The sequence below is a fragment of the Paraburkholderia sp. EB58 genome, assembly GCF_050436665.1.
Taxonomy (GTDB): Bacteria; Pseudomonadota; Gammaproteobacteria; order Burkholderiales; family Burkholderiaceae; genus Paraburkholderia.
Genome location: NZ_JBNDMQ010000010.1, coordinates 107,798 through 132,653, shown reverse-complemented (window position 1 = coordinate 132,653; position 24,856 = coordinate 107,798). Strand labels below are relative to the sequence as shown.

At 60.5% G+C, this 24,856-nt stretch carries 44 protein-coding genes; 16 read left to right on the top strand and 28 right to left on the bottom strand.

From position 1 onward, the window contains the following. The first annotated feature begins 112 nt into the window (after positions 1-112). The 3 genes from P3T40_RS17035 to P3T40_RS17025 are packed head-to-tail and all read left to right on the top strand — an operon-like array spanning position 113 to position 2,083. Complete coding sequence (locus P3T40_RS17035; RefSeq protein ID WP_429268894.1) at positions 113-1,039, top strand: urea transporter; 927 nt, start codon at positions 113-115, stop codon at positions 1,037-1,039. 34 nt (positions 1,040-1,073) lie between these two features. Then, complete coding sequence (locus P3T40_RS17030; protein WP_429268893.1) at positions 1,074-1,850, top strand: class II aldolase/adducin family protein; 777 nt, start codon at positions 1,074-1,076, stop codon at positions 1,848-1,850. After that, positions 1,796-2,083: a 4-oxalocrotonate tautomerase gene (locus tag P3T40_RS17025; RefSeq protein ID WP_429268892.1), complete on the top strand. Its 288-nt coding sequence runs from the start codon at positions 1,796-1,798 to the stop codon at positions 2,081-2,083. Before P3T40_RS17030 ends, P3T40_RS17025 begins: the two co-directional genes overlap by 55 nt. Before the next feature lie 26 nt (positions 2,084-2,109). Here the strand turns inward: P3T40_RS17025 and P3T40_RS17020 are convergent, their stop codons facing one another. The 24 genes from P3T40_RS17020 to P3T40_RS16905 form a co-directional block, all read right to left on the bottom strand. Then, on the bottom strand, positions 2,110-3,276 hold the full coding sequence (locus tag P3T40_RS17020) for a tyrosine-type recombinase/integrase (RefSeq protein ID WP_429268891.1): 1,167 nt from the start codon (positions 3,274-3,276) through the stop codon (positions 2,110-2,112). Further along, positions 3,224-3,436, bottom strand: a complete 213-nt coding sequence (locus P3T40_RS17015; RefSeq protein ID WP_429268890.1) for an excisionase — start codon at positions 3,434-3,436, stop codon at positions 3,224-3,226. Before P3T40_RS17015 ends, P3T40_RS17020 begins: the two co-directional genes overlap by 53 nt. Continuing rightward, positions 3,436-3,906, bottom strand: a complete 471-nt coding sequence (locus tag P3T40_RS17010; protein ID WP_429268889.1) for an HD domain-containing protein — start codon at positions 3,904-3,906, stop codon at positions 3,436-3,438. Before P3T40_RS17010 ends, P3T40_RS17015 begins: the two co-directional genes overlap by 1 nt. Before the next feature lie 17 nt (positions 3,907-3,923). Further along, positions 3,924-4,220 carry a hypothetical protein gene (locus P3T40_RS17005; protein WP_429268888.1) on the bottom strand — a complete coding sequence of 99 codons (297 nt, stop codon included), beginning with the start codon at positions 4,218-4,220 and terminating at the stop codon, positions 3,924-3,926. After that, on the bottom strand, positions 4,220-4,861 hold the full coding sequence (locus tag P3T40_RS17000) for a hypothetical protein (protein WP_429268887.1): 642 nt from the start codon (positions 4,859-4,861) through the stop codon (positions 4,220-4,222). The genes P3T40_RS17005 and P3T40_RS17000 overlap by 1 nt, the downstream gene beginning before the upstream one ends. Further along, positions 4,858-5,082 (bottom strand): hypothetical protein, encoded by a 225-nt coding sequence (locus P3T40_RS16995; protein WP_429268886.1) that lies wholly within the window; start codon positions 5,080-5,082, stop codon positions 4,858-4,860. Before P3T40_RS16995 ends, P3T40_RS17000 begins: the two co-directional genes overlap by 4 nt. Then, a complete protein-coding gene (locus tag P3T40_RS16990; RefSeq protein WP_429268885.1) occupies positions 5,079-6,776 on the bottom strand; it encodes a Lar family restriction alleviation protein in 1,698 nt (565 codons plus the stop codon). The genes P3T40_RS16995 and P3T40_RS16990 overlap by 4 nt, the downstream gene beginning before the upstream one ends. A gap of 30 nt (positions 6,777-6,806) precedes the next feature. After that, the gene (locus P3T40_RS16985) at positions 6,807-7,190 is read right to left on the bottom strand and encodes a hypothetical protein (protein WP_429268884.1); all 384 of its coding nucleotides are present in this window, start codon (positions 7,188-7,190) and stop codon (positions 6,807-6,809) included. A gap of 255 nt (positions 7,191-7,445) precedes the next feature. Beyond that, positions 7,446-7,790 carry a hypothetical protein gene (locus P3T40_RS16980; RefSeq protein WP_429268883.1) on the bottom strand — a complete coding sequence of 115 codons (345 nt, stop codon included), beginning with the start codon at positions 7,788-7,790 and terminating at the stop codon, positions 7,446-7,448. Beyond that, on the bottom strand, positions 7,787-8,374 hold the full coding sequence (locus P3T40_RS16975) for a hypothetical protein (protein ID WP_429268882.1): 588 nt from the start codon (positions 8,372-8,374) through the stop codon (positions 7,787-7,789). Before P3T40_RS16975 ends, P3T40_RS16980 begins: the two co-directional genes overlap by 4 nt. An 81-nt stretch (positions 8,375-8,455) precedes the next feature. Continuing rightward, positions 8,456-9,211, bottom strand: coding sequence for a hypothetical protein (locus tag P3T40_RS16970; RefSeq protein WP_429268881.1), 756 nt, complete (start codon positions 9,209-9,211; stop codon positions 8,456-8,458). Next, on the bottom strand, positions 9,208-9,603 hold the full coding sequence (locus tag P3T40_RS16965; protein WP_429268880.1) for a zinc-finger-containing protein: 396 nt from the start codon (positions 9,601-9,603) through the stop codon (positions 9,208-9,210). Before P3T40_RS16965 ends, P3T40_RS16970 begins: the two co-directional genes overlap by 4 nt. Then, positions 9,600-10,283 carry a cell division protein FtsK gene (locus P3T40_RS16960; protein WP_429268879.1) on the bottom strand — a complete coding sequence of 228 codons (684 nt, stop codon included), beginning with the start codon at positions 10,281-10,283 and terminating at the stop codon, positions 9,600-9,602. Before P3T40_RS16960 ends, P3T40_RS16965 begins: the two co-directional genes overlap by 4 nt. 106 nt (positions 10,284-10,389) lie before the next feature. Next, the gene (locus P3T40_RS16955; protein WP_429268878.1) at positions 10,390-12,015 is read right to left on the bottom strand and encodes a YqaJ viral recombinase family protein; all 1,626 of its coding nucleotides are present in this window, start codon (positions 12,013-12,015) and stop codon (positions 10,390-10,392) included. Then, positions 12,008-13,093, bottom strand: a complete 1,086-nt coding sequence (locus tag P3T40_RS16950; RefSeq protein WP_429268877.1) for a hypothetical protein — start codon at positions 13,091-13,093, stop codon at positions 12,008-12,010. Before P3T40_RS16950 ends, P3T40_RS16955 begins: the two co-directional genes overlap by 8 nt. A 30-nt stretch (positions 13,094-13,123) precedes the next feature. Beyond that, positions 13,124-13,381, bottom strand: a complete 258-nt coding sequence (locus P3T40_RS16945; protein ID WP_429268876.1) for a KTSC domain-containing protein — start codon at positions 13,379-13,381, stop codon at positions 13,124-13,126. 39 nt (positions 13,382-13,420) lie between these two features. Next, positions 13,421-13,603 carry a ribosome modulation factor gene (locus P3T40_RS16940; RefSeq protein ID WP_429268875.1) on the bottom strand — a complete coding sequence of 61 codons (183 nt, stop codon included), beginning with the start codon at positions 13,601-13,603 and terminating at the stop codon, positions 13,421-13,423. Next, a complete protein-coding gene (locus tag P3T40_RS16935) occupies positions 13,600-13,767 on the bottom strand; it encodes a hypothetical protein (RefSeq protein ID WP_429268874.1) in 168 nt (55 codons plus the stop codon). Before P3T40_RS16935 ends, P3T40_RS16940 begins: the two co-directional genes overlap by 4 nt. Beyond that, positions 13,767-13,958: a hypothetical protein gene (locus tag P3T40_RS16930; RefSeq protein ID WP_429268873.1), complete on the bottom strand. Its 192-nt coding sequence runs from the start codon at positions 13,956-13,958 to the stop codon at positions 13,767-13,769. Before P3T40_RS16930 ends, P3T40_RS16935 begins: the two co-directional genes overlap by 1 nt. Before the next feature lies 1 nt (position 13,959). Next, positions 13,960-14,112 (bottom strand): hypothetical protein, encoded by a 153-nt coding sequence (locus P3T40_RS16925; protein ID WP_429268872.1) that lies wholly within the window; start codon positions 14,110-14,112, stop codon positions 13,960-13,962. A gap of 106 nt (positions 14,113-14,218) precedes the next feature. After that, entirely contained in the window at positions 14,219-14,407 is a 189-nt protein-coding gene (locus tag P3T40_RS16920; RefSeq protein WP_429268871.1) for a hypothetical protein, read from the bottom strand. A 738-nt stretch (positions 14,408-15,145) separates the two neighbouring features. Then, complete coding sequence (locus tag P3T40_RS16915; protein ID WP_429268870.1) at positions 15,146-15,271, bottom strand: hypothetical protein; 126 nt, start codon at positions 15,269-15,271, stop codon at positions 15,146-15,148. Between the two features lie 13 nt (positions 15,272-15,284). Further along, positions 15,285-15,542, bottom strand: a complete 258-nt coding sequence (locus P3T40_RS16910; protein ID WP_429268869.1) for a hypothetical protein — start codon at positions 15,540-15,542, stop codon at positions 15,285-15,287. 393 nt (positions 15,543-15,935) lie between these two features. Then, positions 15,936-16,133, bottom strand: coding sequence for an Arc family DNA-binding protein (locus tag P3T40_RS16905; protein WP_429268868.1), 198 nt, complete (start codon positions 16,131-16,133; stop codon positions 15,936-15,938). A gap of 115 nt (positions 16,134-16,248) precedes the next feature. Between P3T40_RS16905 and P3T40_RS16900 the strand changes: the two genes are divergently transcribed. Further along, complete coding sequence (locus tag P3T40_RS16900; RefSeq protein ID WP_429268867.1) at positions 16,249-16,620, top strand: Arc family DNA-binding protein; 372 nt, start codon at positions 16,249-16,251, stop codon at positions 16,618-16,620. 70 nt (positions 16,621-16,690) lie between these two features. On the opposite strand, the gene P3T40_RS16895 is transcribed toward P3T40_RS16900, so the two are convergent. The 4 genes from P3T40_RS16895 to P3T40_RS16880 form a co-directional block, all read right to left on the bottom strand. Beyond that, complete coding sequence (locus tag P3T40_RS16895; protein WP_429268866.1) at positions 16,691-17,086, bottom strand: hypothetical protein; 396 nt, start codon at positions 17,084-17,086, stop codon at positions 16,691-16,693. After that, positions 17,079-17,297, bottom strand: a complete 219-nt coding sequence (locus P3T40_RS16890) for a hypothetical protein (RefSeq protein WP_429268865.1) — start codon at positions 17,295-17,297, stop codon at positions 17,079-17,081. The genes P3T40_RS16895 and P3T40_RS16890 overlap by 8 nt, the downstream gene beginning before the upstream one ends. Before the next feature lie 34 nt (positions 17,298-17,331). Then, on the bottom strand, positions 17,332-17,997 hold the full coding sequence (locus tag P3T40_RS16885; RefSeq protein ID WP_429268864.1) for a LexA family transcriptional regulator: 666 nt from the start codon (positions 17,995-17,997) through the stop codon (positions 17,332-17,334). 375 nt (positions 17,998-18,372) lie between these two features. Then, the gene (locus P3T40_RS16880) at positions 18,373-18,600 is read right to left on the bottom strand and encodes an ECs_2282 family putative zinc-binding protein (protein WP_429268863.1); all 228 of its coding nucleotides are present in this window, start codon (positions 18,598-18,600) and stop codon (positions 18,373-18,375) included. Between the two features lie 237 nt (positions 18,601-18,837). Between P3T40_RS16880 and P3T40_RS16875 the strand changes: the two genes are divergently transcribed. The 12 genes from P3T40_RS16875 (at position 18,838) to P3T40_RS16820 (ending at position 24,841) form a co-directional block, all read left to right on the top strand. Beyond that, the gene (locus tag P3T40_RS16875; RefSeq protein ID WP_429268862.1) at positions 18,838-19,233 is read left to right on the top strand and encodes a hypothetical protein; all 396 of its coding nucleotides are present in this window, start codon (positions 18,838-18,840) and stop codon (positions 19,231-19,233) included. After that, complete coding sequence (locus tag P3T40_RS16870; RefSeq protein ID WP_429268861.1) at positions 19,230-19,826, top strand: helix-turn-helix domain-containing protein; 597 nt, start codon at positions 19,230-19,232, stop codon at positions 19,824-19,826. Before P3T40_RS16875 ends, P3T40_RS16870 begins: the two co-directional genes overlap by 4 nt. Next, positions 19,823-20,086: a hypothetical protein gene (locus P3T40_RS16865; RefSeq protein WP_429268860.1), complete on the top strand. Its 264-nt coding sequence runs from the start codon at positions 19,823-19,825 to the stop codon at positions 20,084-20,086. The genes P3T40_RS16870 and P3T40_RS16865 overlap by 4 nt, the downstream gene beginning before the upstream one ends. Beyond that, positions 20,083-20,625, top strand: a complete 543-nt coding sequence (locus tag P3T40_RS16860) for a DNA N-6-adenine-methyltransferase (RefSeq protein ID WP_429268859.1) — start codon at positions 20,083-20,085, stop codon at positions 20,623-20,625. The genes P3T40_RS16865 and P3T40_RS16860 overlap by 4 nt, the downstream gene beginning before the upstream one ends. After that, positions 20,622-21,026, top strand: a complete 405-nt coding sequence (locus tag P3T40_RS16855) for a hypothetical protein (RefSeq protein WP_429268858.1) — start codon at positions 20,622-20,624, stop codon at positions 21,024-21,026. The genes P3T40_RS16860 and P3T40_RS16855 overlap by 4 nt, the downstream gene beginning before the upstream one ends. A 3-nt stretch (positions 21,027-21,029) precedes the next feature. Next, positions 21,030-22,133: a DUF1376 domain-containing protein gene (locus P3T40_RS16850; RefSeq protein WP_429268857.1), complete on the top strand. Its 1,104-nt coding sequence runs from the start codon at positions 21,030-21,032 to the stop codon at positions 22,131-22,133. Beyond that, positions 22,130-22,309, top strand: a complete 180-nt coding sequence (locus P3T40_RS16845) for a hypothetical protein (RefSeq protein ID WP_429268856.1) — start codon at positions 22,130-22,132, stop codon at positions 22,307-22,309. Before P3T40_RS16850 ends, P3T40_RS16845 begins: the two co-directional genes overlap by 4 nt. Then, positions 22,306-22,758 carry a hypothetical protein gene (locus P3T40_RS16840; RefSeq protein ID WP_429268855.1) on the top strand — a complete coding sequence of 151 codons (453 nt, stop codon included), beginning with the start codon at positions 22,306-22,308 and terminating at the stop codon, positions 22,756-22,758. Before P3T40_RS16845 ends, P3T40_RS16840 begins: the two co-directional genes overlap by 4 nt. Further along, positions 22,755-23,219, top strand: coding sequence for a hypothetical protein (locus tag P3T40_RS16835; protein WP_429268854.1), 465 nt, complete (start codon positions 22,755-22,757; stop codon positions 23,217-23,219). The genes P3T40_RS16840 and P3T40_RS16835 overlap by 4 nt, the downstream gene beginning before the upstream one ends. Further along, positions 23,216-23,779: a hypothetical protein gene (locus tag P3T40_RS16830; RefSeq protein ID WP_429268853.1), complete on the top strand. Its 564-nt coding sequence runs from the start codon at positions 23,216-23,218 to the stop codon at positions 23,777-23,779. The genes P3T40_RS16835 and P3T40_RS16830 overlap by 4 nt, the downstream gene beginning before the upstream one ends. 283 nt (positions 23,780-24,062) lie before the next feature. Continuing rightward, positions 24,063-24,584 carry a DUF1367 family protein gene (locus P3T40_RS16825; protein WP_429268852.1) on the top strand — a complete coding sequence of 174 codons (522 nt, stop codon included), beginning with the start codon at positions 24,063-24,065 and terminating at the stop codon, positions 24,582-24,584. Beyond that, positions 24,581-24,841: a hypothetical protein gene (locus P3T40_RS16820; RefSeq protein WP_429268851.1), complete on the top strand. Its 261-nt coding sequence runs from the start codon at positions 24,581-24,583 to the stop codon at positions 24,839-24,841. The genes P3T40_RS16825 and P3T40_RS16820 overlap by 4 nt, the downstream gene beginning before the upstream one ends. Positions 24,842-24,856: the final 15 nt, after the last annotated feature.

The window sequence follows — 24,856 nt, the reverse complement described above, 5'->3', positions numbered from 1 at the left end:
CCCCGGGATGCCGGGCGCGGCGCCGGTACCCTATGCTCGCAGTTCGCAAAGAACTGACCGCGGCGCCCTCGCGTCACGCGGTCCCGCCAAACCGCCATACCGCCTCGCCACCATGCACGACGTGTCCAACCAGGCAGAATCCGCCGCGCTGCGCACGCTCTTGCGCAGTCTCGGCCAGATCGTCCTGCAGACCAATGCTTTCACCGGCGCATGCCTCGTCGCGGCATGGCTTGTCTGCGATCCGCGCCTGGCTTGCGCGGCGTTGACTGGCGCCGTGGCAGCGAATATCAGCGCCCTGCTGGCCGGTTATAGCGAGGCCGGTACGCGCGATGGACTTCATGGCTTCAACGGTGCATTGGCCGGGCTGGCGGCATTCACATTCATCGCCGACGACGCCACCGCCGCCGCGGTTGCGATTCTCGCGGGCACCGCCACGGCTTGGGGACTCGAGCCGTGGTCACGCTGGCTACGCATGCGGGGCCTCAGCGTCTATTCGAGTCCGTGCCTGATCGTCACCTGGCTGTGGCTGCCATTGATCAAGCCCGACGCCGCGCCGCTTGCACCCGCTCACCTCGCCACGTTCTCCCGCATCCCGGATGGCGTGCTTGCAGGGCTCGCACAGACTGGCTTTGCGTCAGGCGCGGTGGCTGGCTTGTTCGTGCTGGCCGGCATCGCCGCGTCGTCATGCCGGCTTGCAGCGTGGGCGCTGGCAGGCGCAAGTATGTCCAGCGCGGCACATCTGTTGCTCGGTGCGAGCCCCGCCTCGTTCGACGCAGGCCTGCCAGGATTCAACGGCGCGCTAACGGCACTCGCGCTCGCCGACACCGGCTGGCTCGCGACGCTCGGCGCAATCGTGCTGGTTATTGTTCTGCAACAGGCGGCCGCACACTACGGATTGCCCGTCATGACGGCGCCATTCGTGGTCGCGACGTGGGGCGTGCAAACACTGGCGCGCCGCCGTCACGGCAAGCACGCACCGGCTACACTCAAGCCAGCCGAACTGCGACGCCCACCGCGCTCTGTCACGCGCGCCGGTTAGCCTTAGGTAACGGCCAGCTTACTTGGAGACACCTATGTCATTTACTCACACGCCCGCAGGACGTATTGCCGCACCAGGCCCGCTATCCGCCGCGGAGCAACAGCCCCGCGTCGATCTGGCCGCTGCCTACCGGCTTGCCGCGTTAAACGGCTGGGACGATCTCGTCTACACGCACATCTCCGCGAGCGTCCCCGACGAGCCTGGCCACTTTCTGATCAATCCGTTCGGTCTCGCCTTCGACGAAGTCTGCGCCTCGAATCTGGTGAAAATCGACATTGCAGGTAACATCGTCGGGGCCAGCAAGCATCCGGTCAACGCAACCGGGTTCGCTTTGCATGCGGCTGTCCACGCGGCACGCGCCGATGCGTTCTGCGTCATGCATCTGCACAACACCGCCGGCATCGCCGTTTCGCTGCAGCCCGCGGGCTTGTTGCCGGCGTCGCAGCACGCGCTGCGTTTTCATCAACAACTCGCCTATCACGAGTACGAGGGACTCTCGTTCAGCCCCGCAGAAGGCGAACGGCTTGTCGCCCATCTCGGCGACAAGCCCGCCATGCTGCTGCGCAATCACGGCACCTTGACGGCGGGGCGTACGGTCGCGGAAGCCTACGTGCTGATGGCGACGCTGATCAAGGCGTGCGAGATCCAGCTGCAGGCGCAGGCTGGCGGCATGGAACTGGTGCTGCCGTCCGCCGCAGTAGCGGACCGCACGGCAGAACAACTGTACGACGGCGGCGCCGTAGAAGGCGCGCTGGAATGGCCCGCGCTGCTGCGCAAGCTGGACCGCATGGATGGTTCGTATCGCAACTGACGCTTGCGCATCGTTCGTTTTCAACAACCCAATGTCTTAAGCCACGGAGAAATGCCATGCCCACGTTTCATGTCGAACTGTTCGAAGGACGCACGCTCGAACAGAAGCGCGAATTCGTCGAAGCCATCACGAAGGCGACCTGCGAATCGCTCGGCGTCGAGCCGAACTCGGTCGAGATCATTCTGACGGATATAAAACAGGCCGCTCAGCCTTTATCTGCAAGGCCCGTCTAATATTCATCCAAAATTCATCTAAAGTCTTATCCCGCCTGAAGCCTGATTTCGGTCCACTCCCGGCCCCGAGAATCGCGATAAAGCGCAGTCATTTCTGCCGACTTGTGGCCCAGTAAAGCCTGGGCGAATTCAGCCCCGTACTGCTCCGTGTACAGGCGTGCGGCAAGTGACCGGAGTTCGTGAAACGTCGGCATCGTGCGCCCATCCTCAACCGCGATCTCCGCCGCATCCCGCATCCTTGCAAACATGGTGCTGATGTATTCAAGTGACGGCGTACCGCCAGGGGACGCAAGACTCGTCTTCTGCACCAGGTGGATCATGTGCTTGCTGATGACGTTATCGCGGCAGCGGCGAATCACCTCCTCAAGAGTGACGCCCAGCGCGTCGAGTCGTAGCGATACCGGAATCCTGAGCTTGGCCCGGTTGCCTTCGCGCCCCTTGGATTGTTCGACCAGCAGAAAGCCGTCCTGAACGTCATCGAACCGCATCTTGCCAATATCCTCCCGGCGCTGCCCGCAGACCAATGCAAGTTCCATCGCATTGGCGATCCATCGATTGGCCGGGTCTTCCTTGGCTTTCGCGTAGATTGCCCGATAGTCCTCCAGCGTCAGGCGCGTGCGTCTGACAACGACCTCGGGCTTGAACACCGCATCAACCGGGTTTTTTCCGACCTCGACGTGTCCGTGTTCGATTGCCTCACGAAAGACGTCCAGAAGCGTACCGCGGAGTTTCGATGCTGCCGAGGGTCCGCGCTCCTCGGTCGCCTTTTTCAGGGCGTCTGCGATCTGTTTCGGCGTGATCTTGCTGATTGAATGGACGGAGAAATCCATTTCCCGAATGGTGTTCGCCGCCGCCTGAATGCCGCGCAGGGTGTGCCGATTGACCGATGACCGAGCGGCCTCATATGTCACAAACCAATCGCGCAGGGAGACGTCTCCGCCGTCAATGCGCTGAATCAGCGAGACATCACCCTTGCGGCGCTCCAGCTCGGCGTTCGCTGCCCGCACCTTCGCTGACGCGAGTTTGAAGTCTCGCCCCAGCCCATAGGTCTTCTTTGTTTCCGGGTGTTTGAACCAGTAGTAACCCTGCGAATTCAGGTACAGGTTCGCCGGCCAGCTTCGCCGCGATGCAATCCGCCGTCTAGCTGCTGCCATTTGCCATCCTGTTGATCTGGTCTGCGACGGGGTCGACATACTGGGCGTCCGGGCGGCAGAAGTAGGACCGTCCGACCTTGACCGGCATCGGCCTGATCTTACCGCCGTTGACCCAGTTGCGAAGTGTGTGCCGGTGCGGCATCTTCTCGCCAAGTAGAGCCTTGGCCCATTCATGCAGCGGTATCAGTTGTGCTGCCATCACGCCTCCGCCTGTTTCCGCGCAATCTCAACCAGCCTCGGGTCTGCGCTCGTCAGCACATCGAGCAGCAATCGCTTTTCCTCCAGATACGTGACGGCGAATTTCGGATCGTGCTTCACGATACTCGACGTGTTGCTGATCAGGTCGGCGACCTTGATTGTCTGAACCCACGCCGGCGCAGTAGCCAATCTGGCGCGCGATGCCGCCTTGCGCTCGGCCCGGTTGCCAGTCTCAAGGTCGGACAGCATCAGGACGCCATAAGCCACGATCTCACCGAACCGGTCGCGCAACAATGCGGCCGATACACCCTGGTCCTCCACTGAGTCGTGCAGCCATGCCACGGCGACGGAATTGTCCGTGTCCAACGCGACCGTTGCCACGATCCCCGCCACTTCCGCCAGGTGATCGATATACGGATTGCCCGTGTACTTGCGCACCTGATCCTTATGCACTTCTCGCGCGAACAACATTGCTCTGTATGCGATGCTCACCATTCACCTCCCAACCCATTAAGTTTGACCAGCACGTACCGCACGTTATGCAGGCTCGACTCGCGATATTCGAGCCGTTGGCACGCACCAACGAGGTACAGCAGATAGAGCCGCTGCGTGTGACGCGTCCACTCGTCGAGCGCCGGGCCAGCGGTCGGCACCGGAAGCGCCGGCTCGCAGCGCGGCCGCAGTTTTTCGGGTAGCGCTGCGATCCGCTCGGCGTGTACCGACGGCGCGGCCAACTCGGCAACTTCCTCTTCCGCAAAGAGATCTCCGAACAGGTCGGTTTGCATCAGACCGCCCTCCGGAATTCCACAACCCACACCCACGGGCCCATGTCCCACGAATCCTCGCCGTTGATCTTTCGCCAAAGCGAGCGAAAGCTGGCGGCTGCCGGATAACAACCGGCACCTGTCTCGTACTGGCGATAGCCGCCGCCATTCAGCACCTCAACGCCCTCCGCCAGCGCATCTGCCTCACTGATGTCGCGCAACCGCTCGACGCGCACGCCGGTCACCTCAAGCGTGATCCGCGACGCGGCGCGGGGCATGTGGATCGATGGCTTCCACGTGATCGTGTCCGCAGGCGGCACGTTCTCGAATCCGGGCGGCACGCACGCCGGATAATCCGCACGGTAGAACGTTGGACCGGGGTCAAGCGTCGTTGGCTGTGCCCAAGTCTCGCGCACCCACAGATGGTCACCGGGATGGCCGTAGGGGCAATCCGCGAAGGCCAACGAGCGCCAGCCCATCAATCCGAACCAGCGTCCTTTCTGCTCGCGCCATTCGATGATGTCCTTCAACGCGTGCGGCCACATCTCTTTCGGGCATTCGTCGCTAGGCTTTGCCTTCACGATGCGCCGCGTCTGCGTCTTGCTGCCGTCCAGTAACGCGCGCACCATGGCGCCGGAAAACAGAATTGGCCTTTCCTTCATCGTTTCCTCTTGTCCCATGTCCATAAAAACACGCGCCCTTGTACCGGCGCATCCTTCGGCAAAACCAGCAATACAAGCGCCTTGATTTCCTCGCCACGCCGCTTGACTTCGAGAATCTGATATCGGCTGCCGCGCGCGGTAATGAGTTCGTCGCCAGACTCCGGCGGATCGGCGTCCCAGTGCGAGACACGGAAGCGGACCCGGTCCCACGGCTGTTTCATGCCTCGGGTAACGGCGAATGCTTGGGCTTCGCCGCTTGCTTGGCGCGGATCTTCGCGATTGTCTCGGGAACATTGATGCGCGCCAATTCGGTTTCGCCAGCGGCATGCATATCCAGGCCGTTCGCGAGGCACAGCGCGGCGAGCGTCACCATGACGCCGCCCACCTCCTGGAAAGGCTCACCCATCGGGCGTCCCCACGTGTAGTCGACGAGCTGGTGAGCCTCGCTAGCAGTCATTCCGCACGCTTGCACGAGTTCGGCGGCTTCCTCGAAGAAGCGGTGATTGCGCTCCTCGCGGTCGCCCGCGATCATCGGGCCGAAGCACTCCATCAGCCACGGCTGGACGCGCGCCTGGAACGCCACCGGCTCCCTCACCACTTCGTGCACTGGTTGCGTTACTACGCTTGCGATGTTCCGCGTGTTATCGCCAAGGGTGAAATCGTTCGGGAGGTATTGAGCTTTCCACTGCGCCATATTGGTTTGTACGGCGGCGGGATCGTCTGCTAATGGCATGTTTGACGGAATTGATACCGGGTACCCGAGACCCGCCAAGAACCCGATCACCCGATGGATGGCCCCAGTCTTGATGCGGTAACCTGTCACCGCATCACCGTCATCAGGATTTACGTAGCAGCTTGCCGACATCATCATGACGGTCAAGTGCTGAGCAATTTCCTTCAGCGCGGCATTTTCCGGCGCTCTCGGTTGCCCGGGCGCGGCCCGGGCGCGAGTCCACTCGTATGCGGTGACCCAAGTTTCCCAGTGTTCGGCCGTATTGCTAGAAAAGTAGCCATCTACGTCGCCGGCCAGCGAGTGCTCCTGATGACCGGCATCATCGATGAAATACCGCTCAAACTCCGCGAGGACGGCGGCGTTATTCAGATGCTGTCGCGGCTCCGTTTGCTCTGGCACATCATCAAACAGTTGCAACACAAACTCGCGCAAAACAAACTTTTCTTCGTCGGTAGGATCGCGCGAGTCGTTGTTGTCACCGACGATTTCGAACTGATCGATGAATGACAGCGCGGCGGCTTGAGTAATCGCCTCCTCGGCTGACGCTATTGGGGTGGGAAGGGCGATGTGCGCGCGTTCCAAGACGTCAGCGTAATGCCTGTACATGGCGACACCGTCTTTTCGCTCGGACTCCCATCGATCCGCCCATCCGCGCAAAGATTGAACTGCGCATCTCACAGCTTGCGATAGATCGGCCGCGCTGGCCATCGCCCAGCGATGGCGCGCAACTTCTTCGCCGGAGTGTTGGTGTGGGCTATCTTTTCCGCAGATAGGGCATCCGAACGTACCTTCCATTTTCGGTTCCTCAGTAATCGGCTCTCCCACCGCTACCGCTGCGGCGTTGCTGGATGCGAGACCCTCAATAAGGTCGGCTAACTCTGCGCAATCCTTGCCAGAAAAGAATGGCTTACCTTGGTCGAGATATACGTGCGCTCTGCGGAGTTCACTGATCCAATCGCGCGTCCGCTCATCGCCCTCTTGCGAAGCGGGGGCGGCTTGGGTGGCGCGTCGGTTCCATGTCTCGGCCATCTTTCCTTCGAGCCATTCGAGACCGTAGCGCAAGGCCCTTTGGCGATACTCGATGCCGCATTCAATGCAACGGATCTTCAAGCCATTGTTCTTGTATGGCGTAAATGCGACAGCATCGCCGCAAAACGGACAAGGCTTCAATTCTTCGCTCACATTAATCTCCAATGATGCGGGGCTAGGCGGTCACGGGCGATTGTCGGCGCCGCAGTTCGAGCAGTCGTGCGAATACCGGTCGGCGTCGTTCAGAAAGCGGCCACATCCTGAGCAGTGGAATTTGTAAGCCGGTGCTGCGCGAGGCTTCACCAGCTTGATTCCGGATCGGGTGACTTCCTTGCGCTTGATGTACTGCATATCAACGGCCGGCCGCGTCTTCGCATCGATGTAATCCTTCGGCCACGGAATATCGGTCGAACGCGCATCGTGCATGGATTGCGCCTCTTCCTTCGTATAGACATGCGCCTTGCGAAGGTCGGTCGTATAGCCCTTTCCATGCCACGCCCACCACAGCACATCGTTGCCGACGTAGGATCGGCTATCCTGAAGGTAAAAAAGCTCGTTCACACTCATCTCCAATAAGTCGCCACGGCACACATCAGAAATACCGCGCCGATCGTCACGCATACCCAGTCGCTACTATTCATAGTTCCCCAAACAAATCCGCTTGGACTGGCTCCGTCTTGCACGCCGCGGCCTGCAATCTCCGCTTGGCCACCCACCACATCAGCCGCGCATGCCACGCAGAGTGCTGCGGATACTGGCGCACGTGCTGCGCTTGCGCGAGGTATGTGCGGGCCATGCGGATGTGCCAGGCGCGGTCGTCGCTCATTTCGCCGCTATACCGAACGCCTCGTTAGGCGTGAGGAAAAGCATGTCTTCAGGCACACCGGGTCCGCTCTTGTCGTCGCGGTCGAAGTAGATGACCTCGATGTTCGAAACCTCGCGCGGCGGCTGATTGCTGAATGCGCCGGGGATTTTCCACTCGCGCCGAATGACGATCTCTGAGCGGCGGGGCGTGAAGACGGTAACGCTGGCAATCTCGTCATATCCGCCGCGCATGATCCGGCGATACAGTTTCTTGTTTAACTCAAACTTCGGCTTAGCCAGGTCGATCAGATTGATTTGCATGGGGTGTCTCTCGGAAATAGTGGATGGGCAGTCGGCCTTCATGCCAGGCTGTCGCGCAGCGCCTTGATCCATTGCGTGCGAGAGTGGGCGCGCTCAACCTCTTTGCGATGCTCCTGCTCGTAGTGGGCGACGCTATCCTTCAGGTCGACAATCCAATCGGCCAGCCACTGCGACGACTCCTGCGGCTCCGGTGCAACGTCGTGCGCGGTGCTGCAATCAAAGTCGATCGACTGGAGAATCTGCTGCTCCATGAACGCCTTGTATTCGACGTGATCAGGCGTCGGCGGCGTCCATGCGCGGACCGTTAGCAGCATCGCCGTGTACTTGGCGCGCAGGTCGGCGGCTTTCTGCATGCGATCGGCATGCGCTAGAACGCGCTTCTCGAAATCGATGCGATATTCCAGTTCAATCTGCGCGGGCGTCCATGCACTGACGCGCTCAAGCGTCTTGTGCTTTTCCTCAAGCGACTTCTGGTAGTAGTCGGACGGCTCGATACGGTCAGGAATCGGCGCGCTGGCCGGTTCATCGCGCATCGTGACGAGCGCGCCGAAAGCGCGTGCGCAACCCAAGGCGTATTGTTCAAACGTGATTCCGTCAGCGATCGGGGCGGTATAGCCTGTAGGCATAATCTCTCTCTAAAAAGGACCGGCCCATACGGGCACCGGTCAACACAACACCGCCGCGCGGGGGTGCACGGCGCCGTACACTTACAGGTCTCGCCACTCGCTACCGCGAACCATCCTTCCCACCGGCGCGAGGACCAATACCTCGGATTCAGCTTCATTTCGAACCAACGCCGCCGCGCGGCGCTGGGCCTTCGGCAAATCACCGTGACGCTTCGGCGGCGCTGTCTTGCCCACCGTGACGTAGACCTTCGGTAGCTTCACATCGGCTACGCCGGTCAGGTCGTCGATCGAACGCTCGAGCGCCGCGGTGTTCTCCTTCAGCTTTGCGTTCGCCGCCTTCAGTGATTCGATCTCCGCAGCCGCCGCGTTGCGGTAAATGCCAAAGTTCTCCGATGCCTTTTCGTGCATCTCGCGAATATCGTCCCGCTCGCGTATCAAGGCGCGCGCACCGGCGATGGCATCGATCAACTTGAACCGGGAGTCGTCGCTCACACCGAGAAGCGCCAATAGATCGCGGAGCACAGGCACGTCATCCGCCGCAACTTCCGGTTTCGCCACCACCACCGGCGCCGCTTTTGGCACCGCAACAGCGCTCGCGGGCAAAGTCGCCGGATGCACCTCGACACCGTTCGCCACCTTCTCCGCCGGTTTCGCCTCGACCCGCGTCAGCCAGTACGCGTACTCGCCTTTGCGCATCTCGCGTTCGATCGTGCCGTCTTTGATCATCGCGTTTAGCTCGCGCGACACGTCGAGCACGTGCACACCCAAGCGGGCCGCGAGGTTCTTTACCGTCGACTGAGCGACGGTCCCGAGGTACTTCAAAATTTCTTCCTTCACGATGCTTTGCTCCTGAGTTCGACGGCCGCCACCACCGCGCGGCACGCGTCAAGGTCAAACATTCCGATGTGGCAGTTGTCCGACGACACGCCAATTGCCCCTGCCAACCACTCATAAGCCGCCTGCCGCGTCATTGCGCCCGACACCCACAGCGGATCGAACGCCGCGTGCGTGGCAACCTTCGCCTTGCGCAGCTCCCGGTTCGCCAGCCTGCCGAGCGGCTCGTCACCGTTCAGCTTCAACTTCCGGTTGCGGCGGTGCGTGCCGACATAAGCGTCGCACGACGCGCAGTGCCAGAAGTTGCGGGCATAGAGGTCCTGACGGTGCGGGTAGATTACGGTGCCCTTTACGAGCACCGCGTCGCGGTCGCAGTAGGGGCAGACGACTCTCACGCTTTGCCGCCCTTCTTCTTGGTGCTGCCCTTCTGCTCGTCGTGCCACTGCTTCCAGCCCTTCACCCATGCAATGCACAGCGCGCCGGCCATCGCCGGGCAATCGCTCTGCGGCTTGCCTTCGCCGGCGGCCAGATAACCGGCTTCCTCTGCGGCGTCAATTTCCTCCTGGAGCGGCTGGTGCTCGATCTGTTTCGCGTCGACGTCGACCACGCCATCGCCAGTCGGGTCGTCCATGCCATCACCATCTTCGGACGTGTATTCCTTGCCGAGGTCCATCGCCCGCTGGTCGGACTCACCGCGGATTTCATCCATACCGCCGGTGTGATCGTCAGCGCTCGCCACCACGACGAGCACCGCCTTGCTCTGTGCGTCGTACAGTTCGTGCAGCGACGGCGCCGCCGCACTGAACTTGATCACCGCCTTGACGCCATCCTTGATCGTGATCTGGTCGAGATCACCGGCCACCACCGTGCGCCCCGAGCTGGCGAGCGTATGCACGGCCATTGCAATGTTGGATTGCACGCGAGCGCGCAAGCGGTCGATCACGTCGTTCTGCTTCTTCTCCGACAACTTCGGCCACACATCGGGCAGAAGCTTCAGTTCGAGGACAAGGGCGTTCAGCAGGTCTTTGCCGATGGTGTCGGCGGTCATTGCGCGGAAGTCTTGAGGTGCGTTCATCGTGGGTTCCTGGGTGAAAAATTCGATGCTGTGGGGCTCTACCGCCGGCCAGTCGGAGAACCGCGCTATGCGCCTATTCCTGTTGGCCGGCGGCGTCGCCCGTTCGTTACGCGGCTTGCCGGCTCGGCGCCTTTTCTGCTGTTACCGCCTCAATGTGCTTGATTAGCGCGGCACAGATCCTCGGGAAGTCCTGTTCGTGGTAGAGCTTCGCGGCCTTGTCCGTGGCGGCGTGCGCAAAGCCAAGACTTGCCAGACCATCAGCGGACAGTGCGATCGGTGCCAGGCGTTCGTTGATCTGTCCGAGGCGGAGCGTGGGCGCTCCGGTAGTCGCAGCGCGTGCGATGACTGGGCTGCTGACGGCAAGCGGAGACGGGTCTAGCGGCCTCGGGATTGCCGTTTCGATGATCGGCTGCGCCGCTGCGTCCGCCTTGCGCTTTGCTTCTTTCTCATCTTCCTGCCGCTTGTGCTCAGCGATCCGCGTCGTCACGGCCAGTTCGAAATCTTCGGCCGGCTTTTGGATCAGCGCTTGCAGGTCACGGAACAGGAACGCATGTTCGGCGTGCGGCTTGTACCAATCCAGCTTGGCGCGCAGATCCTTCGCGGCTGCATCGGCTGCGATCTTGCCGTTAGCCAGTGCGGTATCGAGCTTGTCATAGAGGCTGGCGATGGTCTTCAGCCCCTTGATCGCGCCCGCGAAGTCGGGGGCGGCAACCACGATGCTGACCTCGCCAAGCTCCTTGTTCAGCCCCGCAACGTGCTCGCCGTACTTCTGGCGGCGCTCGGCGACGGCGTTTTCCTTGATCTGGGTCTTGCGCGTCTCGATCTGTTTGCTAAGAGCCAGGCGTTTCGTGCGCAACTGGTCCTTGACGTAATTGCCGGTTCGCATCAATTCGTCAATGCTCGCCATTTGGGCAATTGCCGCATCCATTGCGATCGCAATCTCCTTCTCTTTTGCATCGCAGAATTTGACCGTTGCATCGGCCTGGACGAAATCCTCGTCGGTCTTGAGATCCATCTTGATTTCGGCGATGAACTTCTCAGCGGCTGCCTTGAACACCGGCAGATTGCTAGTCAGGACCTCGCCGCGAATCTGGACGGCGAGCGCCGGCAGCGCCATGATGACTTCGGCCTTCGGCTTTTCCGGGATGTCGTGCGGCACGTACTCTGCAAGATCCTTGGCGAACTGCGCCCAGCCAGCGCGAATCCGCTCGTGCCAAACCGGATCGGGCAAGACCTCCATGTATTCCATCTTCTTGCGTGTACCGTCCGATACCGCGAAAATCACCCTCTTGGCCGGGCTTGCCATCGTGATCTGCTGACACTGCGGCTGAAATTCTTCCGGCAGGATCTTCGCCCTGACCGATGCAGCGAGTTCTTCATTCCATTGCTTATGTTCGAACGCCGTTTCATCGGACATCGTCAGGCCGTCGAGCGACGCCGACAGCTTGCCCAGTGAATAGGTGACCGGGTACAGATCCTCGCCAAGAATTTCCTCCATGATCGGGCGGGCGAGCGCTTCGACTTCGTGGCCGTAGTCCAGAATATTTTTCTGCACCCAGTCCGAGAACTCCTTCGGTGTGCCGGTATGCTTCATGTGCAGAAGTTCGGTGCGCTTGACCTTCGACGACAGACCGAGCATCGCAGCAGCTTCGCTCGCGCCGAAGTGCGTCAGGCGAAACGCCATCCATTCGTCGCTACCCTGCACCAGGTTGTGAAGGATCCGTTCAGTCATTTTCGTGGCTCCAGGCGTCGATAGTCATCTTCTGGTCTTCGGTCAAGCGGTCCTTCGTTTCGATCATCGCGATCAGGTCCACCGCCGTTTTCTTCTTCTCCAGAATCAGCTTTCGCCACTCGGGAGTTTTGGCCTTGAACTTTTCATCGGTGCACACCGGGATCACGGCGGGCCCTGCGGCCGGCGCGCTCGCGCCGCCACTGCCAGCCGGTGCACCACTCGAATCACCGCCGCCAGACTGTTCGGCCTTGTTTTCCATGACCTGCTTCCACGTCGCCTCGCCGTCCTTGATAGCGCCATAGATGCCGCGCAGGTCGACCAGTTCAGTCGGCGAACAGGTATCGAGCGAATGACCGAGATAGGTAACAAGGTCCGCAGCCTTCACGCCAATTTCGCCAAATGCGTCGGCGATGCGCTTGCGCTCAGCGCCCGGATCGCGGGCGGCATCGTCCATGCGAATCGCCCTGATGATTTCCTCGGCCTCGTCCTGCAGGTCGCCTGGAATAATGCGCAGGCCCAGCGTGCGGATTGCCTTCGAGATCAGCGCGGCCCGCTTGTTCAACAGGTCGTCGTCGTTGGCCGGGACGGTGTAGGTGAGCTTGCCGTAGCTGTTCTTGCGAACCGAAATGTACGAGCCGTCATCCATCGGATTCGAGCGCTCGACCGTCTTCGACACCCGCACATCCAGCGGATAGGTCAGGTTCGATTCGAGATCCGTCACGCTGACGCAATGAATCTCTTTCGCGTCATCCTCGAAGTTCATCGTCGTTTCAACGAGCACATTCTTCATGCAGCGAAGCGCGACCTCGACAAAGCGAATGCCAAGGCCTTCGACACCCTTTCCAATCGGCTTGCGGTAAAGCGTGCTCTTGTTGTTCGCAAACGATGGGCGCTTGCACTCGAGAATCAGATCCTGACGAACCTGATCCCAGTTGCGCGGCTGACGCATCGCCACGATGTACCGCGCCTCAACCATCGCTTTAGCCTTAGCGGCAATGGCGGTTGATGCTGTCTCGACCAAGGCGGTCGTCGTCTCTTGCGCGCCGAACTCCTGGCGCACGGAAAGGGCTGTGCTCATTGATAACCTCGATGAATGTTGGGGAGCCCGTTACGCCGCTTGCGACTCGTCGACGCGCACGTACGGGTACTTGTCCTTGAACGGCTTGATGTTCTTGTAGAAGTGCGAGCCGATCGACTCCGCACCCTTGAACGCGGCAAAGTCCTCGCCGGTCACGTTGCTGTAGTGATACAGCGCGGCCGGCGCATCGCCCTTCTTGAACCGGATCGCCAGCGTCTGCGTTTCCGCGTCGTGGCCGATGCTGTGGATTTGCGAGGACTCAACCGAGTCCATTGCGATAGTGGTCATCTGAATCTCCTTTGTTGGTTAGCCGCAAGACGCGGCGTTTTACAGTTCCATTTCCGCCGGCATTTCCGGCTCAACACCCTTAACCTTGGCCTCTGCGTGCTGCCAGCCAAGCATCCAGCAGCTACGTGCGAAGCCGTAGATGTAGGGGCAATCGACAAGCGTCTCGTGGCGGGCGTGGGCGGCGATACCCTGGCGGTACGCGATACGATCGACGGTGCTCACGTCGCGCTCCTGAAATTTGCCGACAGCCACTGAATGCGAAGCGCCGCGTCATCAGCCCGGTCCCACTCGGCCGCGATATACAGCAGCACGAACACCACAGCGAACCCGAGCAGCATTCCCAGAAGTGGGCGACTGTTGATGTAGTTAGAGGCGCGGCGGATCATCACCCACCCGCCTTGATCAACACGACACCGTAGAGAAAGGCGCCAACGATGACGCCATAGCCGATGACCCAAAGCCACCCTTGAACGCTGCGCTTACGCCTGACGCTAAGCTGAGCGTAAGGACCAAAGGCGTCCTGCAAGGTCCTCGGTGCGCGCAAGCGCTCGTACTGCGTGTTTCGTGGAAAATTCATCTCATCCCCCAAAAAGCGAAAACACAAAATCGACGAACGGCTGGCCAATGATGGTGATCAGGCCAGCGAAGCCCAGGAACACGGCACCGAGCACCACGCAGACAACCGTCATGAGTGCGTGCGCACGGTCGAATTCGAGGTCAGTCGGGTGCATCTTCTTTCTCCTGTACTTCCGTCGCTCGATCACGAGCGGCCGCGTATGAAAAGAACGCAGCAACCAGCAAGGAATAGCCAGATGCCCGCGCAGACAAGCGCGCTGCTCATGAGCGCTCGTTTCCGAGGCGCACGCGTTGAATACCCGGCACGTGAAGTTCGTCGCTAAGCGTCACGTGGCGGGGTTCGAAGTCATCCCAACCGGCGGCGCGCTCTGCCTCTGACAAGTCGTCGCCCTGCTCGCGCGTCTGGCGTGCGAGCTTTTCGTACAGGTCAAAATTCGCGTGCTTTCCCATGGCTATCTCCGATAGGACTACTATTTAGTAAGGTTTGAACCCTGGCGGATTGCGGCGAGTTACCGGAATTCGTCATGGTGCCCGTACGCAGGGACCAGCGGCTCGCTATGGAAGCTCCACCCGGATCGTCAGGCCCGGCAGTGTGTTGCGACAAGCATGTTCTGTGGCGCCGTCTACTGGTTAGCGAGGGTGGGCACTCCTCAACCATCGGGCATTTGCGATCCCATGCGAATTTCGTTTCGCTTTCACGGGCCTATGGCCTGCTTTGCTCACTCACGGTTAGCGCATGGCATCGCCCTCCGCCAATTCATTACCTGGACATTCGGTCCGGCCAGGATTCGCCGTTCTATCGGGATCACGCCCGTACGTCCAACAAAACCTGTTCGGTAAGCCTCCTAACGGGAGGCATCCCCACCGGTCGGCCACACCGGACGCTAACGCCACGAGGTATTCTCATGAAGGCAAGCTGGGTACGATCCAGCGGCATCGTCCTGAAAAGAGCCCGTCGCCGATTACCTACGGGGAATTAGTCAGTCCGTTGCGCAGCCTGCGCCAGCTACTTTGTTTCGCTTGCCTTCGCGTGCGCACGCTCCGGTTCGCTACTGATTTCGCTTCGCATTGCCCTCATGAAAGCCCTCTAACGGAGGGCATCCCCACAGTCCGCACCAGCTACGTAAGCCCCTTTATCCGCAGGGCGAGGAATTCTTGCGGCTTCTCAGTGCTTCGTCGCTTTGCTCTTTACTGCAAGCAGACCCAACTCAGATCCACGGTCCGCCGAAAAACAGTTTTGTTCAGCCACGGCACGAAGGTGTACTCGTCGTACGCATTGCTGCCGATCACGATGAAGTTGTGCAGGGTGTACATGGCTGGCTCAGAGTTAAAACGGGTGATAGTCGCCGGTGTAGTTGCCGACTTCGATGACGGTGCCAAGGCCTTCGCTGATCGTCGCGTAGCCGCCGAACTTCGAGCACACACGATTCACGTTTGCGCGAGCCACGTCACGCTTGACGCCACGGTTGCGAAGCTCACGAACCGCCGCCGATTTGCTAAAGCAATACTTGGCAGCGTTGGAACCGCTGTACGACGGGTGACCGACGCGAATCACGGTCTTCGTTGCTTCGATGGCTTGGTTCATGTCGGCTCCCGCTGTGTGGTGTGTGCTGCGATGGATTGAAGTATAGAACGCTAAACCGATCGCAGTCAAGAAACCTAAACCAAAAAGTCAAAAAAATCGCCCCGAAGGGCGAGAGACGTGCGGTGAAGCCTTACGTCGTGGCTGTTACGGCCACCATTAGGTCGCGAGACAGGACGTCCGCGAGCCACATGATGTTCATCTGAACCTCAGTGCTCATTTCGAAAAACGTTGCGTTACCGCGCATCAGGGCCAACAGGCTCCCCAAAAGAATTGTTCTGCTGTGTACATCAAGGGTGACGGCACACCCAATTCCAACATTCATTACAGACCCCACTGTTAGTTTGAAACGGCCCTCGGCGGCCGCGTCCAGAGGTGGTCGATCTCTGGTTGACTTTATATCCGCCTCTTCCGGGCGCCTTCGTGCACATCCTCGTCTGCCGCCTCTGCGAGAAGCCCAAGTGCGCGGAAGCGTTCGCGCAATATGGATATGATTTGACGGTTCATCGATCGGTGTGAATTGCGAGCGTCTGTCGCGAGGGCATCCCGAACTTCGGTCGGAAGTCGTACCTGAAATTTCACCTCTGACTTCATTTTGTCCCTCGATTTTTAGCGACGATCTAGTGAACTGCCATGTAAAGTGCCTCCTGTTTGAAGGCAACACTATTTTAGTGGCACTTTGGTGGCAGCGCTCGGTAAAATCGCGCGCATGGCAAAACAAGACGACTTCATCAAGACCGCTCTGCGGCTACCGCGCACGCTCCGCGATGAAATCAAGGCGGCCGCCGATGCCGCAGGCCATTCAATGAACGATGAGATCATCGACAGGATTCGCCTCGGCCCCGACCAGGTGGCGGCGACGGCAATCCTCGAAAAAATCAGCGAATACGATGGCGCGCTAAGGGATTTAGCAAAAAAGCAGGGCAATGCGCTATGGCGTGTGATTGATCGCGCTGAGCTGGTCTGCGACCAGGCCGATCACATGCTTGCCTCCGGCGGCGCGCCGGAAGAAGAGGATGCACTCAGGAGGGAAATCGCCTTCCTACGCGAGCTGGTCGCGCTGGTGAAGCTGCATAGATAACGCACGCGGCGACTTGGCGGGTGGCGCGGACGTCAGATGTGAAAAACCCCCGCTTGGGGCGGGGCTCAGGTCATTTATGAGGGGCAGCAGAGTCAGGGGCCGTGGCTGCTGGTGCGGTTGCAGGCACCTGGATGATGATCGGCGCACTGGCTTGCGGCGCCGCTGGTGGCCGGAGCGAGTTGCTCATGGCGAAAAACAGGCCGGCGAACCCAAAAAACAGGCCGATGATCGTCGCGATCATCCACGTCTTGATGCTGGCGTCCATCTTGTGCAGGTCCGCGCGCAACACCTCGCCGTCCGTCTTCGTCATCAAAGTCGGCATCAGGGTTTCAATTGCAGTGAGGCGGCGTTCGGTTTCCATGCCACCATCATCTCCGCCACCACCGACCGTGTCAACCTGCAGATGTGATGCCCAATCCTGCAATTTTTCTACGCGCTCTAGCAACTTTAGGTTCGGCTCAGCCATTAGTGCGACGCTCCTGAACAAGCTTTCCTATCGCGGCGATCGAATTCTCCACGGCCGCAATTGACTCTCCGATCATGGCATTGATTCCCGCGACTTTATCCTGATCCTCGGTCAGTTCCATCAATCGAAAGCCGAGCGTCATCGTCAACTTTAATAGCGTCACCTGCGACTGATTTATAGCCGTTAGGGAGCTAATTTCTTCAGGAGTCATCTTTCACATCCTTGCTGGGTTACGCGCGGACGATTCACTCCGGGCGCCAAGCCGACGGGCGGCAGATCGCCCGCACGAAGTGCATCTTTTCTATTTCGTCGTCCGAAAACGCCATCGGCGGGTGCGCGTCATTGACGGAGATCAGATGCGTGCGGCCGGCGCGTCTATAGAGAAAGCGCTTGACCATAACCCGGCCGTCCTTCGCCTTTAGCAGTACGTCATCACCGGGCTCGACTGGCTGACTGGGCTCGACCACGACAAATTCACCCGCCTGAATGCGCGGCTTCATGGAGTCGCCCTCGCACTTGAGTGCGTATGCGTGAGGATCAAGCGTCGGAAAATCCACATATCCGTCACCATGGCCTACTGGGTACTCGAGATCCGCCCAGTGCCCGTTATCGCCCAGCTGCGCCATACCCACCATCGGAATTGCTTTCCAGTTCTTGATTGGGATCGGATCGAACGGGTCTGCATGGTGTATCCCGGGCACCTTTCTCGGCTCCTTGTCGAGGACGATCCACACAGCGTTGTAGCCGAATTTCTCCTGCAGGCCGACCGCGTACTCCAGCTTGATCGACTTGATGTCGCCGCTGAGCCATTGATTGACCGTTCCCTTCGAGACGCCAGCCGCCGCCGCAAGATCGACTTGCTCGGCCTTGGTGTCGTTGAGGATGGTCTGGATGCGTTCGCTGAGATTCATAGTTTACAAATCTAAACTAAACTCGGTATAGAAAGCTTGACCCGTTTCGGTTTAGCGATCTATACTGACCAGCATGAATGCAAACCAGGTCATTGACGTGATGGGAGGGCGCCGGGAGGTGATGCGAATCACCGGCCTGAGCAAAGGCCGCATTTCCCAGTGGATTACCGGCAACCACATCCCCGGTTCTTGGCTCGTGGCGTTCCGCGCACTGAAGCCAGAAGCCTTTCCTCATGGAGTCGCAATCCCAGTGGCTCGCGAGGACAACACACAACCGCCGGTAGGTGATTCTGAAAGGGGTGAGTGATGAGCCTTCGCCTACAAGTCCAAATTGACGCTGCGGAACTCGAGGCGAAGGTCTCGGAGACGCTAGCTCTACTTGAGCGCCTTCCGCAAGGCGTCCGCAACGGCCTGCTGGAGCGCTTTTCCAATCTTGTCGACCTCGATATCCAGCTCGGCCGGGCTCAGGTGCTTTCCGCAACCGGCACATACGGCACCACTCTGCTTCACGTCTTCCGGCCCAGCTGTCTCCTGCTGGACGAACTGAGTGCTGCCGCAGTGCGGGCATTGGATGTTGGCAGTCCCTAAGTTTATGTCGGTCATGCGGGCCCCGTTGTGTGTGGGTTGAGGGAGTGAAGAACTTTGATTCTCGCATAGCGGTGGCTCGCATCTTTTTCGTTTGAGGGCATGTTCCGCATGCTCCTTTTTTTGCGTCGCACAAGGAACCCTAGCCTCCCCTAAGAATGAGGGGACCGAAGGGAAGACGGCGGAAACGGGCCACCAGAGCCGTTCCGACCACATTTAACTATCAGGACCGGACTCACCAGGATGCAGACCAAATTGTTCTACGAAGACTCCCACGAAGCGCTTCAGCTCATGGTCAGCAATAGCGGAAAGACGATCAAGGAGATCGCCGCCTTCCTCTGGCCGGAAATGAAACCTGAGAGCGCGTACGCAAAACTGAAGGCGTGCCTGAATCCCAAAGGCGATGAGAATTTCCGCTTTGAGCAAGTGATCGCCCTCATGAGGTTCTGCAACAGCTACGAACCGCTCGAATACACCTGCGACGAAACCATGCACGCGCGACCCGACCGCAAGGTGCCGGAGGACGACATCGTGAAGCTCTCCGAAACGATCCAGACGGCTGCTGATGTGCTGGCCAAGGCGACTGCGGCGCTGGACCGGATCCAGAATCAGACGCTGGCAATGCGCTCCGGCGTGCGGCGGGCAGCATGAACACCGTCATTCAGGCGCGAAACGTCGCCACCAAGATAACCGGCGCACGAAGCGCGCACGTCAAGGTCTGCAAGGCTGTCGAACGCGGCGATTTGCCGCCAGTCACAACTTGCTGTTGTGTCGACTGCGGCGATCCCGCGCAGGCCTATGACCACCGAGATTACGCGCGTCCGCTAGACGTGGAGCCCGTTTGCGACTCATGCAACGTGCGGCGCGGAAAGGCGTTGCCCAATCCATCTGCCGCCAAGGCCTACAAAGCGGCCGTCATCGAGTACGAGCGAGATTGGAAGTCGCGTATGCCGGAACCCAACCCGCTCCCCGATGAACTCATCGCCGACTGCCGGTCATTCCGCGACGCCGTTTATCTCGCATGGGAAATGCGCTCGACTCGGAACATGACACGCGCGGCACTTGCTGAGCGCGTAGGTATTCATCCGCCGCACATCACCGAAGTGCTTTCGGCTGGTGAGAGTAAGGGCAAACGCTCCCTGCACCCGGAACAGATCGACGACTTCGAATGGGCAGTTGGGAATCGGGCCGTGACGCAATACCTGGTCCGCAAGGCCGGTCTCGTTTTGCGAGGTGTCGCATGACCCACGAAGAAATCGTTGCCCGCGCATTCGAGATTGCCGACGAGTCGATGCTCGAGCTGATCGCCGGACATGCCGTCGCAATTGAGCCGCGGCTTTATGGCCTTGTCGACGAGAATAGTCACGAAGTCGCCACGCTCGATGTGGCCGATCCCGCCATTCAGGAGGCGTTTGAATGGCTCGCGCTGCGCGGCATTGCCGAACTGGCGACGGATGAGCGCGGCGAGATTATCAGGCTGGCGACTGATCCGGTGGTGGCATGAGCGGCATGTTCGGAGAGCGCCGCGACGCGCCCAAACACAAGTCCGTCGAGTGGTACACACCTGGTTGGATTTTTGACGCGCTCGGCCTGCACTTCGATACCGACCCGGCGAGCCCGCACGATATGGAAACGTGCGTGCCGGCGCACACCAAATACACCGTATTCGACGACGGGCTAAAGCAGCCGTGGCGCGGCCGCGTCTGGCTTAACCCGCCGTATGGCCCAACCACGCCGCAGTGGATCCGCCGCTTCATCGACCACGGGCGCGGCATCGCGCTCGTCTTCAGTCGCACCGACGCCGCCTGGTGTCAGGAAGCGCTGCGCAGCGCGACCGCAGTTCTTTTCGTCGCCGGCCGCATCGAATTTATTCCGGGTAAGGAAAACGCTCACAAGAAGGCCCGCGCCGGCGCCGGAACGCTGATGCTCGCCTTTGGCGACGATTGCGCCGAGGCGCTGCAGCGGTTGAGCGCGTGCGGTGTTTTCATGCGCGGCGCGCGGCCTGAAGCGACATCCACAGCTCTGGCATTGGAGGCTGCATGACCCCCGAACAGAAGGCCCTCCTCGCCTGCACCGACTACGCTCGCCTCTCTGGTGAGATCAGGCGGTTGACGGTCGAGATTGGCGAGGCGATCGACAAATGCCCTGGCGTGAATGGCGACCTTCAGCCGGCCGCCGATGATGGCTGGTATGCGCGGTACCAGAAAGACCGGCCGCATCTGAAAGAGGCCTATGAGCCCGACCTCCAAGGCTATCCACCCGAGGCGGTCTACATGGAGCCCGACGATATCGAAGAATACCTCGCCGTCTGCCCGCGCTGCCTCGCCGCTCACAAAGCCATCCAGGCACGCAAAGCGGCTCGCAAATCACTTGGCGCGGCTAAGCGGGCTATCACGATGATCGGCCGCGCGGCGGCACAACAGCATATCAAGGCAGGAGCCTGACGCGTGACAGAGTTACCCGATCCGCTGACGCCGGCCGACTGCGACCTTCGCGGATATCGATGGATGCCGCTCGACGTGGAGCGCGTCATCGACAGCGACACGTTCGGCCTGTCTACCGGCGACGAATTTAAGACCGCATTCCGTCTCTGGGCCAAGTCGTGGACCCAGATTCCGGCCGCAAGCCTGCCTGATGACGACCGTCTGCTCGCACACCTGGCAGGTCTATCCGAGAACATGCCGAAGTGGAAGAAGATGCGCGGGGTAGCTCTGCGCGGCTTCGTCAAGTGCAGCGACGGGCGTCTCTACCACCCAGTCATCGCCGAGAAAGCGCTCGAGGCGATGGGCAAGCGCGAGGACCATGCGGAACAACAGGAGAACATACAGTCACGCCAGCAGCGTCTTCGCGAGCGGCGCAAGGCGATGTTCGAGCAGCTTCGCGAGCACGGAATCGTGCCAGCATGGGACACAAAGACGGCTGAACTGGAACGTTTGACCGCATCACTTGGCAGTCCTCAACCCGTCACAGGTAGCGTCACACCTGAGACGCAAAACGTAACAGGTGGCGTCACCGGTGACGTAACAGGTGACGCACCTGCAACGCACCTGCAACGGCTAAGAGAAGGACCAGACAGTACCGGACAGGACATAACAAAAACAAAAGAAGAGACGTCAGCGGTAGTTCATACCGCGGCACCCGAAGAAACGCCAAACGTCGCTTCTCCGGTTTCGAGATCAATCGAAATCGCCGTGTACCTGCGACAGCGCGGCATCGTCGGCGCGAACAGCGCAAACCCGAACATCGCCGCATGGGGCGATGACGTGCGCGTCACCAACGAGATTCTCGACGCCGCGCTGTCGATCGTCGCTTCGCGCAAGCTCGACAAGGCGGCCGGGCCCAACTACCTCGCGACGATCATCCCCGATCTGCTCAACCCGAAAGCCGCCGCGCCTGCAAAGCCGCGCGACGACTGGCATCGCACCAATCCGGGCATCGAGCGCAAGGCGTCCGAGCTGGGCATCGTTTGCCCGCCGGGCAAATCTCACGACTGGCTTCGCGAACGCTGTGAGGCCGAACTGCGCCGCCGTGCGCAAGGAGTCACAGCATGAGCGACACGAAACAAGCCCGACGACCCGACCCGGCAGAGGTGGAGTCATTTCAGCGCGTGAGTCTCGGCCTGCTTGAGGCGATTATTCGGGGCCGCCAAGAGCATGTCGTCGGCGACGATTTCATGAACTCGTTGCGCGAACTCGTCATCAACCCCGTTCGTAAGGATCTGCGATGAGCGAAGTCAGCGGCGTGGCCTGGGGCAAATGTGCGGCGTACGGCTGTCCTTTGGCCGGCTCGATGGGCAGCGATGGCAAGTGGTACTGCTTTTGCCACGTTGGGCGGCCGTCATCGGATAACGACCGCATTTCGCGGGCGATTCAGGATCTCGATTTCATCGCGCAGAGCACGCTGGACATTCGAGGCGGCCGAGGCACGCGCGACTGGGCGACGATCTACCGGAACATCCAGCAGCGCCTGATTCGCGCTGGCCGTGATGACCTTCTGTTCAATCCCTCCAAGGACATCCCGGGTCTGACGGGCTGGCTGATGCGCCTCGAGCGCGAACTGATCGAGGCCACGAACTCCAAAGACGGACGGAAGGTAGGCGCGACCGTACCGACGGCGACCGTGATCGGACCGACGCATTCGGATTCCTTCAACCCGTACGCCGGAGCCGATGCATGAGCCCAATCAAATTCACGATCCTCGGCGAACCTGCATCAAAAGCGAATAGCAGGGACATCGTCAAGATCGCCGGACGGCCAGCCAGCATCAAGAGCGAGAAGGCGCGCGACTTCGAGGCGAACGCATTGCGCCAGATCCCGCCGGCGGCCCGCGTGCGCATCGCCTGCCCAGTGCGCGTCACGCTGCACATCTTCTACGCGAGCGAGCGGCCCGACCTCGACGAGTCGGTCGTGCTCGATGTGCTTCAGGACCGCCACAAGTCCATCAAGTTGACCAAGGCGGACCGCGAGCTGGGCGTCAAACCGCAGCGCTTGCTGATCCAGAAAGGCGTGTACGTGAACGATAGATTGGTGCGCGAGAAGCACGTTTATCACGGCATCGATAAGAAAAATCCGCGCGTCGAGGTGATGGTCGAGCCGATCGACGGCCGTCAAGGCGAGTTATTGGGAGCGTTGGCATGAGCGGCAATCACTGGAGCCCTGCGCACCTCGAATACCTCTCGAAGCACTACGAGACCGCGCCGACGATTGAGGAGGTTGCGAAGGCAGTAGGCCGCACGCGTGCGGCCACAAACCATAAGGCGTGGACGATGGGACTGAGCCGCCCCGACCAGGGCGATGAATGGGCCGCGCGCCTGTTAGCTGCGCTTGGCAACGAGCCCAAAACATCGGGCGAAGTCGCCGCCATTCTCGGCATACACCAATCTTCGGCGTGCGGTCTTTTGAGGCGCAATGCCGACCGCGGGATTTGCCATATCGCCGGCGCGCAGCCGCGTAAGGGAGCCGGTCGAGCTACCCCTCTGTGGGCGGCCGGCAAGGACGTTAAAGAGACCGTAAAGGTAGCGGCCGGCAAGAAAGCGGCCGAGGCGCCCGCAAAGCCGCAAACCGTGGTGATCGTGCGTCGCGACCCGCTGCAGGAAGCCCTGTTCGGCCCCGCGCCACATATCAGCGCGTCGGCGGTACCGGGCCGCGTCATCGCGCAATCGATGGAAGTCACCGAAGACGAAGTGGAGGTCGCTTGACCGAGCTCAACAAACTAAGCCGCCAAGCGCTTTCGGCGGCGATGCGCGGCGGTACGGACGGCTGGGGGCAGTTCGGCTCATCCGTCGACCACGTGCGGTACAGCGAGCCTATGAAGAAGCGCCCAGGACGGCCTAAGCGGTGTTGGTGCGGATGCGGAAATGCCCGGACCCATCTCGGTAAGGCGAACGGCGTTGCGCTTACCAGCGCTTGCGAGCTTGGCATTGCGCGCTGGGTGAAGACGGGCAGCGTGAAGGCACTGACTACAACACCGAAGGCGAAGGCATGAGCGAAATCACCCTCGTGAAGCGCACCGACCTACAGCTCAACGACGAGCAGCGCGCGACGTTGCGCCTCGCATTGTTCGAGATGATCGACGGCCTAGCAGAGACCGATCAGAAGTCATGGCGTCGCTTCTGGCAATGGATCACGCGCGCGGGCGCCGGCGAGATATTCAGCATCGAGACGTGGACGGCCAGGCACGGCGGATTCCATCGTCGGCACATGGTGCTCGAGACATCGGTCTTCAAATCTCAGGAGCGGATTCGCAGCTTCGAACAGTTCCGCACGTGGCTGAAGATCGGCGCGGGCTTCGTCGACTGGATGGCCGGGCCGAAAGGTGGCGTCGTGCCGGTGCCACGCTCGATCAGCTTCAAGAAGTGCGACGAAGACGCGATGCGCCAGTTTCACGATGACGCGATTGCGTTCCTGCGCACGGAGCACGCGACGAGATACCTGTGGCCGCACCTCGATGCCGCTGGTGGTGAACGGATGATCGAAGCGATTCTCGGGGAGTTTGGCGAATGAAGCGCACTCCAATCCAACGCCTGCGCGCCACCGGAAAGCTGACTGTCGATGACTTTTGCGAGGTCTGCGGATATTGGCGCGGCCATCTTATCTGGGTCAAGCTGGAAGATACCGACGGCCTTTGGTATATCCGCGTCAACCATCCGGACGGCGGTTACCTGTACGACGGCTATTGGCGCACGTACCGCGATCGCACTACCGCTGATGCCGTGGCTGAAGCATTTCGCGGCGCTGAATTGGGGGGATCCGAGTCATGAAGCGCTCCGCACCCC